Origin of the sequence: Massilia cavernae (assembly GCF_003590855.1) — a bacterium.
Classification (GTDB): Bacteria; Pseudomonadota; Gammaproteobacteria; order Burkholderiales; family Burkholderiaceae_D; genus Telluria_A; species Telluria_A cavernae.
The window spans coordinates 1-19,097 of record NZ_QYUP01000191.1; the positions used below are offsets into that span (position 1 = coordinate 1).

Sequence of the window (19,097 nt, forward strand, 5' to 3'; positions counted from 1 at the left end):
ATCACGCGCCTGCTCGACCAGCCACTGGTCGGTTTCCAGGTCGGCGAAGCGCAGCATGGCCTGGCCCGACTGGCGCGCGCCGAGGAATTCGCCGGGGCCGCGTATTTCCAGATCGCGCCGCGCGATCTCGAAGCCGTCGGTGGTTTCGCGCATCGTCATCAGGCGCTGCTTGGCCACGCCGCCCAGCGGGCTTTGGTACAGCAGCAGGCAAACGCTGGCCGCCGAGCCGCGGCCCACACGCCCGCGCAGCTGGTGCAGCTGCGACAGTCCAAACCGCTCGGCATGCTCGATCACCATCAGCGAGGCATTCGGCACATCGACGCCGACCTCGATGACGGTGGTGGCCACGAGCACGTGTACATCGCCCGCGGAAACGCGTCCATCACTTCCTGCTTCTCGGCCGGCTTCAGGCGGCCATGCACCAGCCCCACCTGCAGGTCGGGCAGCGCCTCGGCCAGCATCATGTAGGTGTCGGTCGCCGTCTGCAGCTGCAGCGCCTCGGATTCCTCGATCAGCGGGCACACCCAGTACACCTGGCGGCCTTCGAGCGCGGCGGCGTGCACCCGCTCGATTACCTCGTCGCGCCGGTTCTGGTCGATGGCGCGCGTGACGATCGGGCTGCGGCCGGGCGGTAGCTCGTCGATGATCGACACTTCCAGGTCGGCGTAGTAGGTCATCGCCAGGGTGCGCGGGATCGGGGTGGCCGACATCATCAGCTGGTGCGGGGTCTGTCCCTCGGCGCCCTTGTTGCGCAGCGTGAGGCGCTGGCCGACGCCGAAGCGGTGCTGCTCGTCGACGATCACCAGTCCCAGCTTCGCGAACTGTACGGTGTCCTGGATCAGCGCGTGGGTGCCGATGACGAGCTGCGCCTCGCCGGATTCGACCAGTGCGGTGGCGGCCAGCTTGTCTTTTTTCTTCAGGCTGCCGGTCAGCCACGCCACCTTCACACCCAGCGGCTCCAGCCACGCGGCGATCTTGCGGAAGTGCTGGTCGGCCAGGATTTCGGTAGGCGCCATCAGCGCGGCCTGGTAGCCGCTGTCGATCGCCTGCGCCGCCGCCAGCGCCGACACAATGGTCTTGCCGCTGCCGACGTCGCCCTGCAGCAGGCGCTGCATCGGGAAGCCCTGTTTCAGGTCGGCGCGGATTTCCTTCAGCACGCGCTGCTGGGCGCCGGTAAGCTTGAACGGCAGCGCGCGCAGGAAGGCTTCCGACAGCGAACCGACCGCGTCCAGCACCGGCGCACCCTTGATGCGGCGTGCGCGCTGGGCGCGCTTGAGCGAGAGCTGCTGGGCCAGCAGTTCGTCGAACTTCATCCGCACCCAGGCCGGGTGCGAACGGTCGACCAGCGCGTTCGGGTCGACCTCCTGCGGCGGGTAGTGCAGCAGCTTCACGGCCGGTTCGAAATTGGTCAGCTGCATGCGCGCCAGTAGCTGGGGCGGCAGCGTGTCGCGCCAGTCGACCCGCTTCATGGCCTCGGAAATCGCGCGCCGCAGGATCGCCTGCGACAGACCTTCGCCGGAGGGGTAGACTGGTGTCAGCGCCGTCGGCAGCGGGGCGCCTTCGTTGACGACCTTATAAGACGGATGCACCATCTCCGCGCCGAAAAAGCCGTGTTTCAGTTCGCCGCGCGCGCGTACCCGCGTGCCTTCGGCCAGCTGTTTGGTCTGGCTGCCGTAGAAGTTCATGAAACGCAGCAGTACGTCGCCGGTTTCGTCGGCGATGGTCACCAGCAGCTGGCGGCGCGGGCGGAAGCTGATTTCATTTTTGGTAACGACGCCCTCGACCTGCGACACGTGGCCGCCGCGCAGGCAGGCTTCGCGGATCGACACCACCTGGGTTTCGTCCTCGTAGCGCATCGGCAGGTGCAGCACCAGGTCCATGTCGCTGTGCAGGCCCAGCCTGGCGAGCTTGCTTTCGTTGGTTTTTGGCGCCGTTTTCGGTTTAGATGAGGGCATATCGCGGTAAAATAGAAGGTTGCCCCTTGTGCGTAAGCGCTATTGTAAGGCCCTCGATATTCTTTTTTCCAGAATTTGCAGAATGTACTCGCTTTCAGATTTCGATTTTAACCTGCCGCCGGAGCGTATCGCCCAGCTGCCGCTGCCCGACCGCAGTGCCTCGCGCCTGCTGCACCTCGATGGCGACCGGATTGTCGACCGCCGCTTCGCCGACATCATCGACCTGCTCCAGCCGGGCGACCTGCTGGTGATGAACGACACGCGCGTGCTCAAGGCGCGCTTCTTCGGCGTCAAGGAAACCGGCGGCGCGGTCGAGGTACTGGTCGAGCGGGTGCTGGACAGCCGCACGGTGCTGGCACAAGTGCGCGCCTCGAAGTCGCCCAAGCCGGGCACCAAAATCCGCCTGGCCGACGCCTTCGACGTGACGGCGGGCGAGCGCGCGGGCGAATTCTTCACCCTGCATTTCGAGGGTGACGTGTTCGAACTGATCGAGGCGCACGGCCGCCTGCCGCTGCCGCCGTATATTGAACACAACGCCGATGAGTTCGACGAAAACCGTTATCAAACGGTTTACTCGAAAGAGCCTGGCGCGGTGGCCGCTCCGACCGCGGGCCTGCATTTCGACGAAGCGCTGCTGGCAAAACTGAAGGACAAGGGCGTCAACTTCGCCTACGTCACGCTGCACGTGGGCGCCGGCACCTTCCAGCCGGTGCGCGTGGAAGCGCTGGCCGAACACAAGATGCACACCGAGTGGTACACCGTGCCGCAGGCAACCGTGGACGCGGTGAAGGCCGCCAAGGCGGCGGGCCGCGACGTGGTCGCCGTCGGCACCACCAGCCTGCGCGCGCTGGAATCGGCCTCGCAAAGCGGGATACTTTCGGCCGGCAGCGCCGACACCGCGCTGTTCATCACCCCGGGCTACACATTCAAAACGGTGACCCGGCTGGTCACCAACTTCCACCTGCCGAAATCGACCCTGCTGATGCTGGTGTCGGCCTTCGCGGGCTACGACGAGATCCGCAAGGCCTACGCCCACGCGATCGCCAACGAATACCGCTTCTTCAGCTATGGCGACGCCATGCTGCTCACTACCCGGAACAAGTAATGCTTGAATTTACCCTGCTTAAGAAGGACACCAGCGGCCTGTCGCACGCGCGCCGCGGTCGCCTGAAACTCAACCACGGCACCATCGAAACGCCGATCTTCATGCCGGTCGGTACCTACGGTTCGGTCAAGGCGATGTCGCCGCTCGAACTGAAGGAGATCAAGTCGCAGATCATCCTCGGGAACACCTTCCACCTGTGGCTGCGCCCGGGCACCCAGGTGCTCGACAAGTTCGGCGGCCTGCACGGCTTCATGGGCTGGAACGGCCCGATCCTGACCGACTCCGGCGGCTTCCAGGTGTTTTCGCTGGGTGCGATGCGCAAGATCACCGAGGAAGGCGTCAAGTTCGCCTCGCCGATCGACGGCAGCAAACTGTTCCTGTCGCCGGAAATCTCGATGCAGATCCAGCGCTCGCTCAATTCCGACATCGTGATGCAGTTCGACGAATGCACGCCCTACGAGATCGACGGCCGTCCGGCCACCGCCGAGGAAGCGGCCAAGTCGATGCGCATGTCGCTGCGCTGGGCCCAGCGCTCGATGAACGAGTTCAAGGCGGGAGAGAACCCGAACGCGCTGTTCGGCATCGTCCAGGGCGGCATGTACGAGAAGCTGCGCGACGAATCGCTGGAAGGGCTGGAGAACATCAACTTCCCTGGGCTGGCGATCGGCGGCCTGTCGGTCGGCGAGCCGAAGGAAGACATGCAGCGCATCATGGCGCACGTCGGACCGAAACTCCCGGAGAACAAGCCGCACTACCTGATGGGCGTCGGCACGCCGGAAGACCTGGTGGAAGGCGTGGCCAACGGCATCGACATGTTCGACTGCGTGATGCCGACCCGGAACGCGCGCAACGGCTGGCTGTTCACGCGCTTTGGCGACATCAAGATCAAGAACGCGCGCTACAAGGAAGACAACGCGCCGCTGGACGAAACCTGCAGCTGCTACTGCTGCCAGAACTTCTCGCGCGCCTACCTGCATCACCTGCACCGCTCGAAGGAGATTTTGGGGGCGCGGCTGAATACGATTCACAACCTGCACTATTACCTGCAGCTGATGCAGGATATGCGCGATGCGATCGATGAGGATCGCTTCAATGCGTTCCGCTTGCAGTTCAATGCAGATCGGGCGCGGGGAGTTTAAGGTTCCCGTTCCTCATGCTCAGCATGGGCTCCCGTTTTCACGGGAGGTCGTTCCCGACAATGTCGGGAACGACGGTGCGGATGTAAATACTTGTGAAAACAATTACGGGCACCACATTGTCGTAATGGTCCACGCTTCCCGGCCGGTGCTAGAATACAGCGCTGCTTTTTTTACCAGCTCAACTAACAAAACGGAGTCCTCGTGTTTATTTCGAACGCTTACGCGCAAGCCGCCCCTGCAGCAGATCCTGGCCTGATGGGCAGCCTGTCCACCTTCCTGCCACTGATCCTGATGTTCGTGGTGATGTACTTCCTGATGATCCGCCCGCAGCAAAAGCGCGCCAAGGAACAGAAGGCGATGATGGACGCGCTGTCGCGCGGCGATGAAGTCATTACCGCCGGCGGCATCCTCGGCAAGGTCAGCAAGGTCAGCGATACCTATGTGACCCTCGAAGTGTCGGCGAACACCGATATCGTCGTGCAGAAGAATTCGGTCTCGACCCTGCTGCCAAAAGGCACCCTGAAGTCCCTGTAACACTGGCGGGCGGCCACTAGCCGCCCGGCTGTTCAACATCGAACGCTGGAACACTTTGACATCCTCCCCCTGCGTAAACGGAAGGGGATTCCCACTGCTGGCGTCTGATGCCCCAGACGGAAGCCGGACTGAAAGTAGCCCAGCTTCTTATTCAATCCGCAGGATATCTCTCGACCTCGCCTAAAGGCGACTGCGGATCGGAAAAAACGGTACAGGTGACTCATGCCCCAGCGCGTAATCGCATACTGAAGCACTTATAGAGTTTGACCATGCCCCAATACCAAAGTTCGAAGCATTTTTTCACGTGGACGGCTGCCAGCGCTACGCGCCCGGCTCCTTTCACTCCCCGTCCTGAAGGACGAGGTTTCTCGGAGCAAATCTGATGAATCGCTATCCCGTCTGGAAATACATCGTAATCGCCGTCGCGCTGCTGCTGGGCGCCCTGTACACGGCGCCTAACTACTTCGTCGAATCGCCAGCCCTGCAGGTCACCACCGGCAAGGCCACCGTGAAGATCACCAGCGACACCTCGGCCCAGGTCGAGCAGGCGCTGAAATCCGAAGGCATCAAGACCGAAGGCATCAGTCAGGACGGGGCAGGCAGCAGCAGTTCCGTGCGCGCGCTGTTCGGCACCACCGACGAACAATTCAAGGCCAAGCTGGCGCTGGAAAAAGCGCTCAACCGCGACCCTACCGACCCTGACTACATCGTCACCGTCAACCTGGTGAAGAACGTGCCGAAATGGATGCAGGCCCTGCGCGCGATGCCGATGAACCTCGGCCTCGACCTGCGCGGCGGCGTCCACTTCCTGCTGCAAGTGGATGCGGCGGCGACGCTCGAGACCAAGGTCAAGGGCATCCAGTCCAGCGTTCGCAGCATGCTGCGCGATAAAAACGTACGCCACACCGGCATCGAGCGCATCGGCAACCGCGTGGAGATCAAGTTCCGCGACGCCGCCACCCGCACCGCCGCGCGCGACGCGCTGGCCGGCCAGATGGCCGACCTGGTGTTCGCCGAATCGGGCGAAGGCGAGGAGCTGAAGCTGGTCGCCACCCTCAAACCGGACGCGCTCAAGCGCACCGTCGAAGACGGCGTGAAACAGAACATCGCCACCCTGTCCAAGCGTATCAACGAGCTGGGCGTGTCCGAACCGATCATCCAGCAGCAGGGCCCCGACCGCATCGTGATCCAGCTGCCGGGCGTACAGGACGTAGCGCACGCCAAGGACATCATCGGCCGCACCGCGACGCTGGAACTGCGCATGGTCGACGACACCGTAGTGCCGGGCACCGAATCGGCCGCCACCATTCCGCTCAATTCCGAACTGTTCGGCCCTGAGCAGGGCGGCCCGCTGGTCGTGTCGAAAGACGTGATCCTGACCGGCGACTACATCTCGAGCGCGGTTGCCTCCTTCGACTCCAACCAGCAGCCAGCCGTCAGCCTCGACCTGAACGGCGACGGCGGGCGCAAGATGCGCCAGGCCACGCGCGACCGCATCGGCAAGCGCATGGCGATCCTGCTGAAGGAAAAGGGCAAGTACACCATCCTGTCGGCGCCGACCATCCAGAGTGAGCTGGGCAGCACCTTCCAGATCACCAACATGGGCAGCGCCGAAAAATCGACCGAGCTGGCGCTGCTGCTGCGCTCCGGCGCGCTGTCGGCGCCGATGGAATTCATCGAAGAACGCGTGATCGGGCCGCAACTGGGCGCCGAGAACATTGCCAAGGGCCTGTACTCGACCCTGTACGGCTTTGCCGCGATCGCGGTCTTCATGATCATCTACTACCACCTGTTCGGCTTCTTCAGCGTGGTGGCGCTGGCCTCGAACCTGCTGTTCCTGCTCGCCTTGCTGTCGCTGATGCAGGTGACCTTGACCCTGCCGGGTATCGCCGCTATCGCGCTGGCGCTGGGTATGGCGATTGACGCCAACGTGCTGATTAACGAACGTGTCCGCGAAGAGCTACGCGGAGGGGCGACGCCGCAGGCGGCGATCGCGGCCGGCTTCGACCGCGCCTGGGCCACGATTCTCGACTCGAACGTGACCACCCTGATCGTCGGTATCGCACTGTGGGCCTTCGGTTCGGGTCCGGTGCGCGGCTTTGCGGTTGTTCACGTGCTCGGCATCCTGACCTCGATGTTCTCCGCGGTGTTCGTTTCGCGCGGCGTGGTCAACCTCTGGTACGGCCGCAAGAAGAAGCTGCAAAGCGTCTCGATCGGTACCGTCTGGACGCCTGGCCTGTCGGTCACGAAATAACAAGCACTCATACCTACAGGATTCAAGATGGAATTTTTCCGCATCAAGAAAGATATTCCCTTCATGCGCCACGCGTTGATCTTCAACGTGATTTCGGCGCTGACATTCGTGGCCGCCGTGTTCTTCCTGGTGACCAAGGGCCTGCACTTCTCGGTCGAGTTCAAGGGCGGCACCGTGATGGAGCTGCAGTATCCGCAAGCGGCCAACCAGGAAAAGATTCGCGCCGAACTGATGAAGATCGGTTACGAACATCCTGAAGTGACCAGCTTCGGCAATGCGCAGACCGTCATGCTGCGCCTGCCGATCATCAAGACGGTCACTGGCGCGAGCGGTTCGCAGCTGGTGTTCAACGCACTGTGCAAGGCCGAAAACGGCACCACCAGGCAGGTCAACACGATCAGCGAAAAAGGCGAGGCCGTGGCCAAGACCGGTTGCTTCAACGCCGCCGGCACCGAAGGGGTGAAGCTGCAGAAGGTTGAATTCGTCGGCCCGCAGGTGGGCGAGGAACTGGCGCAGAACGGCCTGAACGCGCTGATCATGGTGATCGTGATGGTGATGGCCTACCTGGCGATCCGCTTCGAATGGAAGTACGCAGTGTCGGCGATTATCGCCAACCTGCACGACGTGGTGATCATCCTGGGCTTCTTCGCCTTCTTCCAGTGGGAGTTCTCGCTGACGGTGCTGGCGGCGATCCTGGCGGTGCTGGGCTACTCGGTCAACGAATCGGTGGTTATCTTCGACCGGATCCGCGAAAACTTCCGCAAGCAGCGCAAGGCCAGCGTGACCGAAGTGATCGACAACGCGATCACCAGCACCATCTCGCGTACCATCATCACCCACGGCTGCACCCAGATGATGGTGCTGTCGATGCTGCTGTTCGGCGGCGCGACCCTGCACTATTTCGCCATCGCGCTGACCATCGGTATCTGCTTCGGTATCTACTCGTCGGTGTTCGTGGCGGCGGCAATCGCCATGTGGCTGGGCGTGAAGCGCGAAGACCTGATCAAGCCGATCGTGCAGAAGGACGACACCGACGGCGCCGTGGTGTAAGCCTGCCTCGCATGAAACGAAAAAAACCGCCTTCGGGCGGTTTTTTTCGATCCTGATTCCGCAATGATGAGCAAGGGAATCGAAACTTTGTTGCGATTTGTGTGTGTTCACGCACAGAGTGTGAAGGGCCGTGACATTAAAGTGGAATTGTCTCTTTCAGGACATCCCTAGTTTTGGACTTGGCCCGCTCTTGTAGCGGGCGTTTTTTTGCCTGGACGGCCGAGCCTACAACAACGCGGCAGCCAGCGTCCGCACCTCATCCGCCGACTCGTCGAGGATGCTCTGCAAACTCCCATCGCCAATCACGAAATCAATGGTCGCCGCACTCTGCAGGCTGGTCGCGCCAGCACGCGCGTGCAGTGGTGACGGCACCGGCGCCAGGTCGTTGGCCAGCAGCAGCGTATCCCCCAGCGTTTCGGGCGGCAGCGCGCGCAAGCCATTCCATAGCAATTCGATCGCCTCCATCACCGGCGCCGGCACATCCAGCCTGCCCAGTACGGCGCGGCCGACGGCGGTTTCGCCATGCTCGATCCACTCCTCCGGCTCGCCATCGAGCAGGCCGGGGAATTCCTCCGCCCGCGACAGCGCATAAAAACTTCCCACCTCATGCACGATGCCCGCAAACATGGCGGTATCCGGATCGGTATGGGTGACGCGGCGCGCGATGACCTGGGCCAGCGCGGCCACGTGTGCCGAGTGCTGCCAAAGCTGGTCGGCCTTGGCGCGCAGGGCGGGGTGGGTGATCTTGCTGTCCAGCTGGCGCACCATGACGGCCGCGACCATCGCATTCAGGGTACGGAACCCCACGCGCTGGATCGCCGCGCGTACGTTGGTGATTTCGCGGCCGGAACGGTTGTAGGCGACCGAATTGGCGATTGCCACGGTGCGGGCGGCCAGCAGCGGCTCGGCCTGCACCAGCCGCGCCGCCGTTTCGGCGTCGCAGTCGGGATCGGCGAGCGCGCGCTGGAGCTTCAGCGTGGCGTCGATATTGGTCGGGAAAGTCAGCTCGCCGCGCATGGCTTCGGCGGCGAGGGTCTTGAAGGCGGCGGATCTGTCCATGAGGAAATTCTACCCCAGTCGGAGCGCCAGATCCTGATAAATATTGCCATGCGGCACTTTTTAGCCACAAAGGCGGGAATTACGCCTCGCGGAAGATCGCGTCGCAGCCTTCGCGGGTTTCCTCGACGTCCTGGAGTTCGTCGATCAGCTCCATGTCGGCCAGCTCTTCGGTGGCGTTCATGTAGCTGTTGGCCTTGGTAGCGCCGATCAGCCGGTAGATATCGCCGGTTTCGTTGCGCACGCCGATGACCATCTTCTCGGCGCGCACTTCGGCCGGGGAGGCGTTTTCGAGCAGCAGGTTGCCGGTGATCTGTTTATCGAATTTGGCAGGCTTGGCGCCTTCGAGCAGGGTAGTTTTTAGCATTTTTCCTTGAGCATTCTATGAAGTGGGTGACTCGGTGGCCGCGGCGCCGGCGATCAGCTGCCTGACCTTGCGCAAGGAAGCATCCAGGGCATCGAAGTCCGCCTCCGACAGGGGCGCGAACAACTGGCGTCCATGTTCCACGACCTTCGGGAACACCTCCCTGAACACATCCTCGCCTTGCGGCGTCAGGCGCACGAAGAACGAGCGCTTGTCCTCGCTGCTGCGCTCGCGCGCGACCAGTCCTTTCTGTTCCAGGCGCTCGATGACGCCAGTCAGGGTTCCCTTGGTAATCAATGTCCTGTCGCCCAGTTCCTTGTACGACATGCCGGGCGTATTGCCCAGCGTGGCGATGATATCGAACTGGGCGGGCGTCAAACCGCTGGCGCGGACAAACTCGCCGGAAAAGCGTTCGAAGCCTTGCAGGCACTCCGCCAACAGCCGGACACTCTTTAAGTATCGTTCACCCATGGGTGTCGATTATAGCCGCACGCGCAACATTGCACGTGCGGCCGCGGCAGGCGGTGTCGATAATGGCGGGCCGCTCCCTCATGCCGGGGCTGTTGACTTCCGGTATGATACGCAGCACGCCGACCCGCGCCTTCCTTACACCCACGTCAATGACCCGTCCCCCGCCGGCCAATGCAAGCTGCTGACCTCTCCCGCCTGGCGCAGGAGAAGCCGCTGCGCGTACTGCTGATCCATGCCGGCGAGCCGGACGCGCTCAGCTGGGCCGGGCTGTACCAGCCGCTGCGGCTGGCCGCCAAGCTGCTCGGGCCCGAGCGGCTGCACGTCGACGTGCGCAGCCCCGACAAATTCCCCACCGACACCCAGCGCCACTGGCATGTGGTGCTGCTGGTCGCCGACGAAGCCCAGGCCGCGCTCAAGCCGGGCAACCTGCGCTCGGTGGTGGCGCGCTGCCGTTCGGCGCAATTCTGGGGCGGCGTCGGTGCCGGCGTGCTGTGGCTGGCCGACGCCGGCGTGCTGCGCGGCGTACGCACCGCGCTGCCGTGGGCGCTGTATCCCGACGTCGACGTCAACGACGAACACACGATGTTCACGCCCAACCTGTTCGAAATCGACGGTCCGCACCTCACCTGCTGCGGCGGCGCGGCCAGCATCGACTTCGCGCTGACGCTGGTCGAATCGATCTACGGTGCCGGCGTGCAGGCCCAGATCAAGGAAATCCTCTGCATCGACCGCGTGCGCGGCAAGGACGAGCGGCAGCGGGTGGCGCTGCAGGCCCGTTTCGGCGCCCTGCAGCCGAAGCTGACGGAAGCGGTATCGCTGATGGAAGCGAACATCGAAGAACCGCTGTCGACGGACGACATCGCCAACCTGGTCGGCATTTCGCGGCGCCAGTTGGAGCGGCTGTTCAAGCAATACCTCGGCAGCCTGCCGTCGCGCTACTACCTCGAATTAAGGCTGAAGCGCGCGCGCCAGCTGCTGCAGAGCACCAACAACTCGATCGTGCAGGTTGGGCTGATGTGCGGCTTCTCGAGCGGCTCGCACTTCTCCACCGCCTTCGGCGCCCTGTTCGGCAACACCCCCCGCGAAGAACGCCAGCGCAAGCTCAGCGGCCCCACTTGAATCTTGCTTAAATCGGGGTCAGACCAGGGGTCAGACCACCATTTCCGCCATTTCCGTAATCGGGGTCAGACCATAATGGCGTTGACTTAAGCTATTTTCTTAGTTTTCCTGAATGGGTAGCGCTGCGATTTCGATTTAACGACCCGGTCATGTTTCCTGCCGGGTCGTTTTTACAGTGAGCTCGGTGACGAGCCTTTGCCGCATGTTCTGAAGCAAGGATGGCAGCTTGCCTTGCGCCCGAGTGGCGGCAGCCAAAGCAGTTCATATTGGATGGTGTGAAACGCACGCACGAAACTGATGTCGGTCGGGGCACATCCGGCATCGAGCGCCGCCTTCGCGATTTCAAGTCGAATCAGGTTGTAGGCAATAATCGCGCCCAAATCTCCTGCATGACGCCGTCGACCGTTTGACTACGCAACGTCAACGCCATGCCCATCATTGATTGTTTGAGCTCGCGGTAACTGGTTTCAATGTGCCAGCGGCGGGCGTAGCACGCGATCAGTTCAGCGGCCTTAAATGCGATGCGATCGGTCAGGGATGTGAGCAAGAAATGCTTTTGGCCTTTCGAATCGATCATCGCGATAGCGCGTGCGCGCCAAGTCTTGGACAGCTCGGGCGCCTTCTTGCGCGCCGCTGCCGACACTTGCATTTCCACGATCGCGTCATCTGGACCACCTTCGATAACGGTCCATTTGGTATTACTCTTGGCGGGAACGAGGAAATGACGATTGCGCCCGCGAGTGGTGATTCGACACAGCAGCTCCGCAGACAAGAAACCTTTATCGACGACGGTCAGCGAATCGTCGGCGATGCTGTCGATAAGTTCCATTGCGAAGGCTTTTTCGCTGGTGGCGTAAGGACCAAATCGTGCGTCGACAACCAGATGGGTGGGCACATGGGTCAGGGTCGCGCCGCGCACCTGGGGATAGCTCGCGACAGTCCCCTTGGCATAGGCCTGCGCCCCGAAGTGGGCCCGGTTTGCCGCACTGTCTTGGGTGCGCAGAGTGGTGCCGTCGATTGCCAATAAAACGAGGCCGTTGAACAGGTAGGCTTCTTTGTCCTGGCTGCTCCACGCCTTCGCCGACATCTGGCAAAGCCACTCGACGGGCTTCGCGCCAAGTCGCTGGCGCGCTCGTGTCACCGCACCATCCGTCACAAACGGCGCTGTTACGTTTGGCAGCGCCAAGTCCAGTTCAGCGAGTACCTCGCCGATAGAATGATGGCGATACAGCGCCAGTGCGATCACTAACCAGACGACCTGCTGCGCCGGGAGGCGACGATGGCGTATGCTTGCCTTCCCTTGCTCCACAAGGGCGGCCTCTATCCATTCAAACGGCAAATGTTCGCCGAGTCGGTTCCAGTCGAACGGCTCAGGTACTTCGTTGGCAAACAATATGGCGTCTGAAAGTATCACGCCGCAAAGTTAACACAACAAAATATTGTTTACAACACCAGAGCCACGAAAAAGTGGGCTTCAAAAGCTTAAGTCAACGCCATTAGGGTCAGACCACCATTTCCGAAATGTTTCGGAGATGGTGGTCTGACCCCGATTTTGATTTCCGTAATGGTGGTCTGACCCCGATTTTGGCAATCTTGCCATGAGCAAAAGTGAAAATGGCTGTCGCACTTTGAAAAGAGTTTTGTTTCCGCGTTTCCTATAATGGCCCACGCGCCTCGCTGTGAAGCCGGGCGCGACCCACTAACTTCGACGAGGAATGCCATGAACGCCAAGCTTGATGCCGGTCTTACTACACGGAATGTTACCCGCGACACTTTCGACGAGGTGCTGGTGCCAACCTACGCGCCCGCAGCGATGGTGCCGGTCCGCGCATCGGGCCTGGACCTGTGGGACCAGGCAGGCAAGCATTACCTCGATTTCACCTCCGGCATCGCCGTCACCAGCCTCGGCCATTGCAACCCGGCCCTGGCCGACGCGCTGACACAGCAGATCCACAAGGTCTGGCACCTGGGCAATGGCTACACCAACGAGCAGGTGCTGCGCCTGGCGCTGGCCCTGACCGAAGCGACCTTCGCCGACCGCGCCTTCTTCTGCAATTCCGGCGCGGAAGCCAATGAGGCGGCCCTGAAGCTGGCGCGCAAATACGCGCACGCGAAATTCGGCGAATCCAAGTCGCGCATCGTGTCCTGCCTGTCGTCCTTCCACGGCCGCACCCTGTTCACCGTGTCCGTCGGCGGCCAGCCGAAGTACACCGAGGGCTTCGAGCCGCTGCCGCCGCAGCTGAGCCACATCCCGTACAACGACATCGAAGCCGCGCGCGCCGCGATCACCGAAGACGTATGCGCGGTGATCGTCGAGCCTATCCAGGGCGAAGGCGGCGTCATTCCGGGCGACCCTGAATACCTGAAGGCCCTGCGCGAGTTCTGCGACAAGACCGGCGCATTGCTGATCTTCGACGAAGTGCAGTCCGGCGTCGGCCGCACCGGCGAGCTGTTTGCCTACATGGGCAAGGGCGTGACCCCCGACGTCCTGACCAGCGCCAAGGCACTGGGCAACGGCTACCCGATCGGCGCCATGCTGACCACCAACGAGATCGCCCACCACTTCGGCGTCGGCACCCACGGCACCACTTACGGAGGCAACCCGCTGGCCGCGACCGTCGCGCTGAACGTGATCGAGACCATCAACCAGCCTGCCTTCCTGGCGCGCGTGAAGGAAGCATCCGCCAGGATCTTCGCCAACCTGGACAAGCTGACCGCCGACTTCCCTCAGCTGTTCGGCAAGGTGCGCGGCAGCGGCCTGCTGATCGGCCTCCCGCTGGCGGAAGGCTTCAAGGGCCGCGCCAAGGACTTCACCAAGGCCTGCGAGGCGCTCGGCCTGATGCTGCTGATCGCCGGCCCCGACGTGGTGCGCCTGGCCCCTGCGCTGATCGTCTCCGACGAGCAGATCGCGCGCGCCGACCAGATCATGCGCGAAGCGATCGACGCGATGCTGAACGACGCGCCAGCCAAGTAAGCCAATCGACGCCGGCGCGCGGATCGAAGTTCGCGCGCCGGCCTCCGCAAGCACTTTAGGAGTTCACATGTTTGTTGTCCGTCCGGTGGAACTTACGGATATCGCCAGCCTCGAAAAGCTGGCCGCGGTGACCATGCCGGGTGTGCATACCCTGCCGAAGACGCGCGAGGAAATCGCCGCTTCGGTCGAACGTTCGATCGCTTCCTTTTCCGCCCATGTCGATATCCCGAGCGAGGAGTCGTACATGTTCGTGCTGGAGGAAAGCGCCACCGGCAGCATCGCAGGCACCGCCGCGATCCATGCGTCGGCCGGCTCGAACGGTACCTATTTTTCGTTCCGTAACGACGTTATCCAGCAGGTCTCGCGCGACCTGAACATCAGCCACAGCGTGCACGCGCTGACGCTGTGCTCCGAACTGACCGGCTATTCCCAGCTGTCCGGCTTCTACGTCACCGACCGCGAAAACGCGGGCGTCGAGGCCACGCTGCTGTCGCGCGCGCGCCTGCTGTTCGCGGTGCTGGCGCCGCACCGCTTCGCCGACCGCTTCTTCGTGCCGCTGGCCGGCAGCACCGACAACGACGGCCAGTCGCCATTCTGGGATGCGCTGGGCCGCAAGTTCTTCAAGATGGACTTCCTCGACGCCGAGCGCGTCATCGGCGGCGCGCGCAACCGCACCCTGATCGTCGAGCTGATGCCGCACTATCCGGTCTACGTGCCGCTGCTGCCGGGCGCCGCGCAGGCCGCGATGGGCCAGATCCATCCGGACGGCGAACTGGCTTTCAGCCTGCTGACGGAAGAGGGCTTCGAGGCCGACGACTATATCGACATCTTCGACGGCGGCCCTATTCTCCAGGCCCACAAGAATTCGCTGCGCACCTTCGGCGGCTCGATCATCCGCCGCGTCGAACTGGCCGAGCCGGACGCCCTGCCGGGCGCGATGGTGACCTACGCGGTCGCCACCAGCAGCGAGCAGAACTTCCGCGCCATCACGGTGGCATGCGCTTCGGCCGAATCGGGCGACACGGTGCAGCTGCCGGTGGGCGCCCTGCGCGCGCTGATGGTGGCGCCGGGCGACAACGTCATCTGCGTGAGGATTTAAGTGAGCGACAAACCTATGCTAGTTGTACGCGCGATCCGCGAAAACGACCTCGATGCGCTGCTGCACATGGCCACCCAGGTCGGCAGCGGCATGACCACGCTGAAGCCGGACCGCAAGATGCTGGGCGACCGCGTCGCCGTCGCGGTGCAGTCCTTCGCCGAGACCATCGCGCCCGAAAAGCGCGACTACATGTTCGTCATGGAAGATACGCGCAGCGGCCGCATGGCGGGCGTATGCGCGATCAAGGGTGCGGTCGGGCTGGACGAGCCTTTCTATAACTACCGCATCGGCACCCTGGTGCATTCGAGCCGCGAGCTGAACGTGTTCACCCGCATGGACACGCTGTACCTGTCGAACGACCTGACCGGCTCCACCGAACTGTGCTCGCTGTTCCTGCACCCGGACTACCGGGTCGGCAACAACGGCAAGTGGCTGTCCAAGAGCCGCTTCCTGTTCATTGCCCAGTTCCCGCACTTGTTCACCGAAAAGCTGATCGCCGAGATGCGCGGCTACCAGGCCGAAGACGGCAGCTCGCCGTTTTACGAAGGACTGGGCCGCCATTTCTTCAAGATGGAATTCAACCACGTCGACAACCTGACGGCGCTGGGCAAGAAGTCCTTCATCGCGGAGCTGATGCCGCGCCAGCCGCTGTACGTCGACTACCTGCCGGCGGATGCGCGCGACGTGATCGGCAAGGTCCACAATTCGACCGCGCCGGCGCGCCGCCTGCTGGAGCAGGAGGGCATGCACTACGAAGGCTACGTCGATATCTTCGACGCCGGCCCGGTGCTGCAGGCGCGCGTGTCCGAGCTGCGTGCGATGCGCGACAGCACGCTGGCGGTGGCCGATACGACCGCTCCCGCCCTCGGCGACAATCCGACCCTGGTGTCGAACACCAACCTGCGCGATTTCAGGATGATCGTGGCGGACGCAGTGCCGTCGCATGGCAGGATCGCCCTGTCGGCCGACGAGCTGGCACTGCTCCAATGCCGCAGCGGCGACCAGGTTCGCACGCTGCCCCTCAATGTAAGGAAGAATACAAATGCCTAAGCTGAGTAACTATATCAACGGTCAATGGGAAGCCGGCAGCGGCGCGGAACTGGCAACCATCGATCCGGCCAGCGGCCGCCAGACCTGGGCCAGCAATGAGTCGACCCCTGACGATGTGGCGCGCGCGGTGCAGGCTGCACGTGCAGCTTTCGACGCGTGGGCGCTGGCGCCGTTGGCCGAACGCATCGCCGTGTGCACGCGTTTCCGCGACCTGCTGAAGGAAAACGCCGAAGAGCTGGCCCGCACCATTGCCGAGGAAGTCGGCAAGCCCTTGTGGGAAGCCCGCACCGAAGTGACCACGATGGCCAACAAGGTCGACATCTCCGTGCAGTCCTACGGTGCGCGCACCGGCGAGACCGCGGCCAAGGTCGCCGACGGCAATGCCGTGCTACGCCACCGCCCGCACGGCGTGTTCGGCGTGTTCGGCCCGTATAACTTCCCCGGCCACCTGCCGAACGGGCATATCGTGCCCGCGCTGATCGCCGGTAACACCGTCGTCTTCAAGCCGAGCGAGTACGCGCCGCGCACCGCCGTCAAGACGGTCGAACTGTGGGAAAAGGCAGGCCTGCCGAAGGGCGTGATCAACCTGGTCAACGGCGGCCGCGACACCGGCATCGCGCTGGGCAAGGCGGACGTGGACGGCGTGCTGTTCACCGGCAGCTGCCAGACCGGCATCGCCCTGCACAAGCAGTTCGGCGGCCAGCCGGGCAAGATGCTGGCGCTGGAAATGGGCGGTAACAACCCGCTGGTGGTGTGGGACGTCAAGGACGTGGACGCCGCCGTCCACCACACCGTCATGTCCGCCTTCATCTCGGCCGGCCAGCGCTGCACCTGCGCGCGCCGCCTGGTGGTGCAGGACGGGCCGGAAGGCGATGCCTTCATCAAGCGCCTGGTCGAAGTGGCCGCAAAGCTGAGCGTCGGCGCGCCGGACTCCGATCCGCAGCCCTTCATGGGCCCTGTCGTATCGAGCGCCGTCGCCGCGCGCCTGGTGCAGGCGCAGGCCGACATGGCCGCGAAAGGCGGCACCGTGCTGCTGCAGATGAAGCAGCTTGACCCGAACGCGGGCTTCGTCACCGCAGGCATCGTCGACGTGACCAATGCCCAGGGCATTCCGGACGAAGAATGGTTCGGCCCGCTGCTGCAGATTGTGCGCGTGAAGGATTTCGACAGCGCCATCAAGGTCGCCAACGCCACCGAGTTCGGCCTGGCCGCGGCGCTGCTGTCGAACGACGAGACGCTGTGGAAGCGCTTCGCGGTCAAGGCGCGCGCGGGCATCGTCAACTGGAACCGCCCGACCACCGGCGCGGCAAGCAGCGCACCGTTCGGCGGCGTCGGCAAATCCGGCAACCACCGTCCGAGCGCGTACTATGCGGCCGACTATTGCGCCTACCCGGTCGCGTCGATAGAGACAGAAGAGTTGGCGCTGCCCGCGAAGCTGTCGCCAGGCCTGGCTCTCTAGGATCGGACATGACTGCACGCGAATACAATTTCGACGGCCTGGTCGGCCCGTCCCACAACTACGCCGGACTCTCGTTCGGCAATGTGGCCTCGTTCAGCAACGTCAAGAGCGCCTCGAATCCGAAGCAGGCGGCCTTGCAGGGACTGGCCAAGATGCGTGCGCTGGCCGCGCGCGGCTTTGCCCAGGCGGTGATGCCGCCGCATGCGCGTCCCAACTTCCGCATGCTGCGCAGTATCGGCTTTGGCGGCAGCGACGCCGACGTGCTGGCCGCGGCTTACCGCGCGTCGCCGGTGACGCTGGCTTGCGCGTACTCCGCTTCGCCGATGTGGACCGCCAACGCCGCCACCGTCAGCCCATCGGCCGACACGCTTGATGGCCGCGTGCACTTCACCGCCGCCAACCTGAACAACAAGCTGCACCGCGCGATCGAGCACACCCAGGCTGCCCGCTCGCTGCGCGCCATCTTCTCGGACAGCCGCCACTTCGCAGTCCACGACGCGTTGCCGCAGACGCCCGCTTTCGGCGACGAGGGCGCGGCCAACCACACCCGCCTGTGCGCGAACCATGCCGCCGCCGGTGTCGAGTTCTTCGTGTACGGCCGCGTGGAGTTCGATCCGTCCGCGCCGGCGCCCAAGAAATACCCAGCGCGCCAAACGCTGGAAGCGTCTCAGGCCATCGCCCGCCTGCATGGCCTGGATGCGTCGCGCACCGTGTTCGCGTCGCAGAACCCGGACGTGATCGACCAGGGCGTGTTCCACAACGACGTCATCGCGGTCGGCAACGGCAACGTGCTGTTCTACCACGAGCAGGCCTTCGCCAACGAAGCACGGGTACTCGGCAGCCTGCGCGCCGCGATGGACGGCATGGGCGCCGTCCTGGCGCCGGTGCGCGTAGACACCGGCCTGGTGTCGGTGGCCGATGCGGTGGCCAGCTACCTGTTCAACAGCCAGCTGTTGTCGAAACCCGACGGTTCGATGGCGCTGGTGGTGCCGCACGAATGCGCCGAGAACCCGGCCGTATCGCGCTACCTGCAGCAGCTGGTGGCGGGCGGCGGGCCAATCAATGAACTGATCGATTTCGACCTGCGCCAGAGCATGCGCAACGGCGGCGGCCCCGCGTGCCTGCGCCTGCGCGTGGCATTGACGGCGGAGGAAGCCGCGGCCATGCATCCGGGCGTGGTGATGACCGAAACACTGTACGCCACGCTGGTAGCGTGGGTGGAAAAGCATTACCGCGACCATCTCGAGCCGAAAGACCTCGCAGATCCGCAACTGGCCCTCGAATGCGCCGCGGCGCTCGAGGAACTCGAGCGAATTCTCGGCCTGCCCGGCCTCTACGACCTGTCGTAGAATACCGGGTTGCGCTGGGAGACACTGGTTTTTGACGGGCCAACCCCGTCTTTCTATCGATCGCGCGAGCACGGCCACAAGCAGGTGCGAGCGCGATGCAATACACAACAAGCATTGGA

At 63.5% G+C, this 19,097-nt stretch carries 14 protein-coding genes and 2 pseudogenes; 11 read left to right on the forward strand and 5 right to left on the reverse strand.

Going from position 1 to position 19,097, the window contains the following annotated elements:
- Nucleotides 1-1,955: pseudogene (gene recG, locus D3872_RS23865) on the reverse strand (ATP-dependent DNA helicase RecG); the annotation flags it as partial.
- Between the two features lie 82 nt (nt 1,956-2,037).
- On the opposite strand from recG, the gene queA reads away from it, so the two are divergent.
- From queA to secF, 5 genes are all read left to right on the forward strand, one after another.
- On the forward strand, nt 2,038-3,060 hold the full coding sequence (queA, locus tag D3872_RS23870) for a tRNA preQ1(34) S-adenosylmethionine ribosyltransferase-isomerase QueA (protein ID WP_119813101.1): 1,023 nt from the start codon (nt 2,038-2,040) through the stop codon (nt 3,058-3,060).
- Entirely contained in the window at nt 3,060-4,199 is a 1,140-nt protein-coding gene (gene tgt / locus D3872_RS23875; RefSeq protein ID WP_119813102.1) for a tRNA guanosine(34) transglycosylase Tgt, read from the forward strand. The genes queA and tgt overlap by 1 nt, the downstream gene beginning before the upstream one ends.
- A gap of 201 nt (nt 4,200-4,400) precedes the next feature.
- Nucleotides 4,401-4,733: a preprotein translocase subunit YajC gene (gene yajC, locus D3872_RS23880; RefSeq protein ID WP_119813103.1), complete on the forward strand. Its 333-nt coding sequence runs from the start codon at nt 4,401-4,403 to the stop codon at nt 4,731-4,733.
- 382 nt (nt 4,734-5,115) lie between these two features.
- Entirely contained in the window at nt 5,116-6,987 is a 1,872-nt protein-coding gene (gene secD / locus D3872_RS23885) for a protein translocase subunit SecD (RefSeq protein WP_119813104.1), read from the forward strand.
- 27 nt (nt 6,988-7,014) lie between these two features.
- The gene (secF, locus tag D3872_RS23890) at nt 7,015-8,037 is read left to right on the forward strand and encodes a protein translocase subunit SecF (protein WP_119813105.1); all 1,023 of its coding nucleotides are present in this window, start codon (nt 7,015-7,017) and stop codon (nt 8,035-8,037) included.
- Nucleotides 8,038-8,262: 225 nt separating this feature from the next.
- Here secF and D3872_RS23895 read toward each other — a convergent pair whose 3' ends face one another.
- The 3 genes from D3872_RS23895 to D3872_RS23905 form a co-directional block, all read right to left on the reverse strand.
- Nucleotides 8,263-9,096, reverse strand: coding sequence for an HDOD domain-containing protein (locus D3872_RS23895; RefSeq protein WP_119813106.1), 834 nt, complete (start codon nt 9,094-9,096; stop codon nt 8,263-8,265).
- A gap of 79 nt (nt 9,097-9,175) precedes the next feature.
- Nucleotides 9,176-9,460, reverse strand: a complete 285-nt coding sequence (locus D3872_RS23900) for a hypothetical protein (protein ID WP_119813107.1) — start codon at nt 9,458-9,460, stop codon at nt 9,176-9,178.
- A 15-nt stretch (nt 9,461-9,475) separates the two neighbouring features.
- Nucleotides 9,476-9,928, reverse strand: a complete 453-nt coding sequence (locus D3872_RS23905; protein WP_119813108.1) for a MarR family winged helix-turn-helix transcriptional regulator — start codon at nt 9,926-9,928, stop codon at nt 9,476-9,478.
- Nucleotides 9,929-10,099: 171 nt separating this feature from the next.
- Here D3872_RS23905 and D3872_RS23910 point away from each other — a divergent pair, with 171 nt between their 5' ends.
- Complete coding sequence (locus D3872_RS23910; RefSeq protein WP_119813109.1) at nt 10,100-11,047, forward strand: GlxA family transcriptional regulator; 948 nt, start codon at nt 10,100-10,102, stop codon at nt 11,045-11,047.
- An 86-nt stretch (nt 11,048-11,133) separates the two neighbouring features.
- Here D3872_RS23910 and D3872_RS23915 read toward each other — a convergent pair.
- A pseudogene (locus D3872_RS23915) lies at nt 11,134-12,458 on the reverse strand (IS4 family transposase).
- Between the two features lie 309 nt (nt 12,459-12,767).
- Here D3872_RS23915 and astC point away from each other — a divergent pair.
- From astC to astB, 5 genes are all read left to right on the forward strand, one after another.
- The gene (astC, locus tag D3872_RS23920) at nt 12,768-14,021 is read left to right on the forward strand and encodes an acetylornithine/succinylornithine family transaminase (RefSeq protein WP_119813110.1); all 1,254 of its coding nucleotides are present in this window, start codon (nt 12,768-12,770) and stop codon (nt 14,019-14,021) included.
- Nucleotides 14,022-14,088: 67 nt separating this feature from the next.
- Entirely contained in the window at nt 14,089-15,120 is a 1,032-nt protein-coding gene (locus D3872_RS23925; RefSeq protein ID WP_119813111.1) for an arginine N-succinyltransferase, read from the forward strand.
- A gap of 15 nt (nt 15,121-15,135) precedes the next feature.
- Entirely contained in the window at nt 15,136-16,170 is a 1,035-nt protein-coding gene (gene astA, locus D3872_RS23930) for an arginine N-succinyltransferase (RefSeq protein WP_119813112.1), read from the forward strand.
- The gene (gene astD / locus D3872_RS23935; RefSeq protein WP_119813113.1) at nt 16,163-17,629 is read left to right on the forward strand and encodes a succinylglutamate-semialdehyde dehydrogenase; all 1,467 of its coding nucleotides are present in this window, start codon (nt 16,163-16,165) and stop codon (nt 17,627-17,629) included. The genes astA and astD overlap by 8 nt, the downstream gene beginning before the upstream one ends.
- Nucleotides 17,630-17,637: 8 nt before the next feature.
- Nucleotides 17,638-18,978, forward strand: coding sequence for an N-succinylarginine dihydrolase (astB, locus tag D3872_RS23940; RefSeq protein ID WP_119813114.1), 1,341 nt, complete (start codon nt 17,638-17,640; stop codon nt 18,976-18,978).
- Nucleotides 18,979-19,097: the final 119 nt, after the last annotated feature.

What these genes read in the sequence shown, in the direction of transcription:
- D3872_RS23895 (WP_119813106.1), bottom strand. Translation starts at nt 9,096, where the DNA reads ATGGACAGATCCGCCGCCTTCAAGACCCTCGCCGCCGAAGCCATGCGC.
- tgt (WP_119813102.1), top strand. Translation starts at nt 3,060, where the DNA reads ATGCTTGAATTTACCCTGCTTAAGAAGGACACCAGCGGCCTGTCGCAC.
- D3872_RS23905 (WP_119813108.1), bottom strand. Translation starts at nt 9,928, where the DNA reads ATGGGTGAACGATACTTAAAGAGTGTCCGGCTGTTGGCGGAGTGCCTG.
- astD (WP_119813113.1), top strand. Translation starts at nt 16,163, where the DNA reads ATGCCTAAGCTGAGTAACTATATCAACGGTCAATGGGAAGCCGGCAGC.
- D3872_RS23925 (WP_119813111.1), top strand. Translation starts at nt 14,089, where the DNA reads ATGTTTGTTGTCCGTCCGGTGGAACTTACGGATATCGCCAGCCTCGAA.
- D3872_RS23910 (WP_119813109.1), top strand. Translation starts at nt 10,100, where the DNA reads ATGCAAGCTGCTGACCTCTCCCGCCTGGCGCAGGAGAAGCCGCTGCGC.
- secF (WP_119813105.1), top strand. Translation starts at nt 7,015, where the DNA reads ATGGAATTTTTCCGCATCAAGAAAGATATTCCCTTCATGCGCCACGCG.
- astC (WP_119813110.1), top strand. Translation starts at nt 12,768, where the DNA reads ATGAACGCCAAGCTTGATGCCGGTCTTACTACACGGAATGTTACCCGC.
- astB (WP_119813114.1), top strand. Translation starts at nt 17,638, where the DNA reads ATGACTGCACGCGAATACAATTTCGACGGCCTGGTCGGCCCGTCCCAC.
- secD (WP_119813104.1), top strand. Translation starts at nt 5,116, where the DNA reads ATGAATCGCTATCCCGTCTGGAAATACATCGTAATCGCCGTCGCGCTG.
- astA (WP_119813112.1), top strand. Translation starts at nt 15,136, where the DNA reads ATGCTAGTTGTACGCGCGATCCGCGAAAACGACCTCGATGCGCTGCTG.
- queA (WP_119813101.1), top strand. Translation starts at nt 2,038, where the DNA reads ATGTACTCGCTTTCAGATTTCGATTTTAACCTGCCGCCGGAGCGTATC.
- D3872_RS23900 (WP_119813107.1), bottom strand. Translation starts at nt 9,460, where the DNA reads ATGCTAAAAACTACCCTGCTCGAAGGCGCCAAGCCTGCCAAATTCGAT.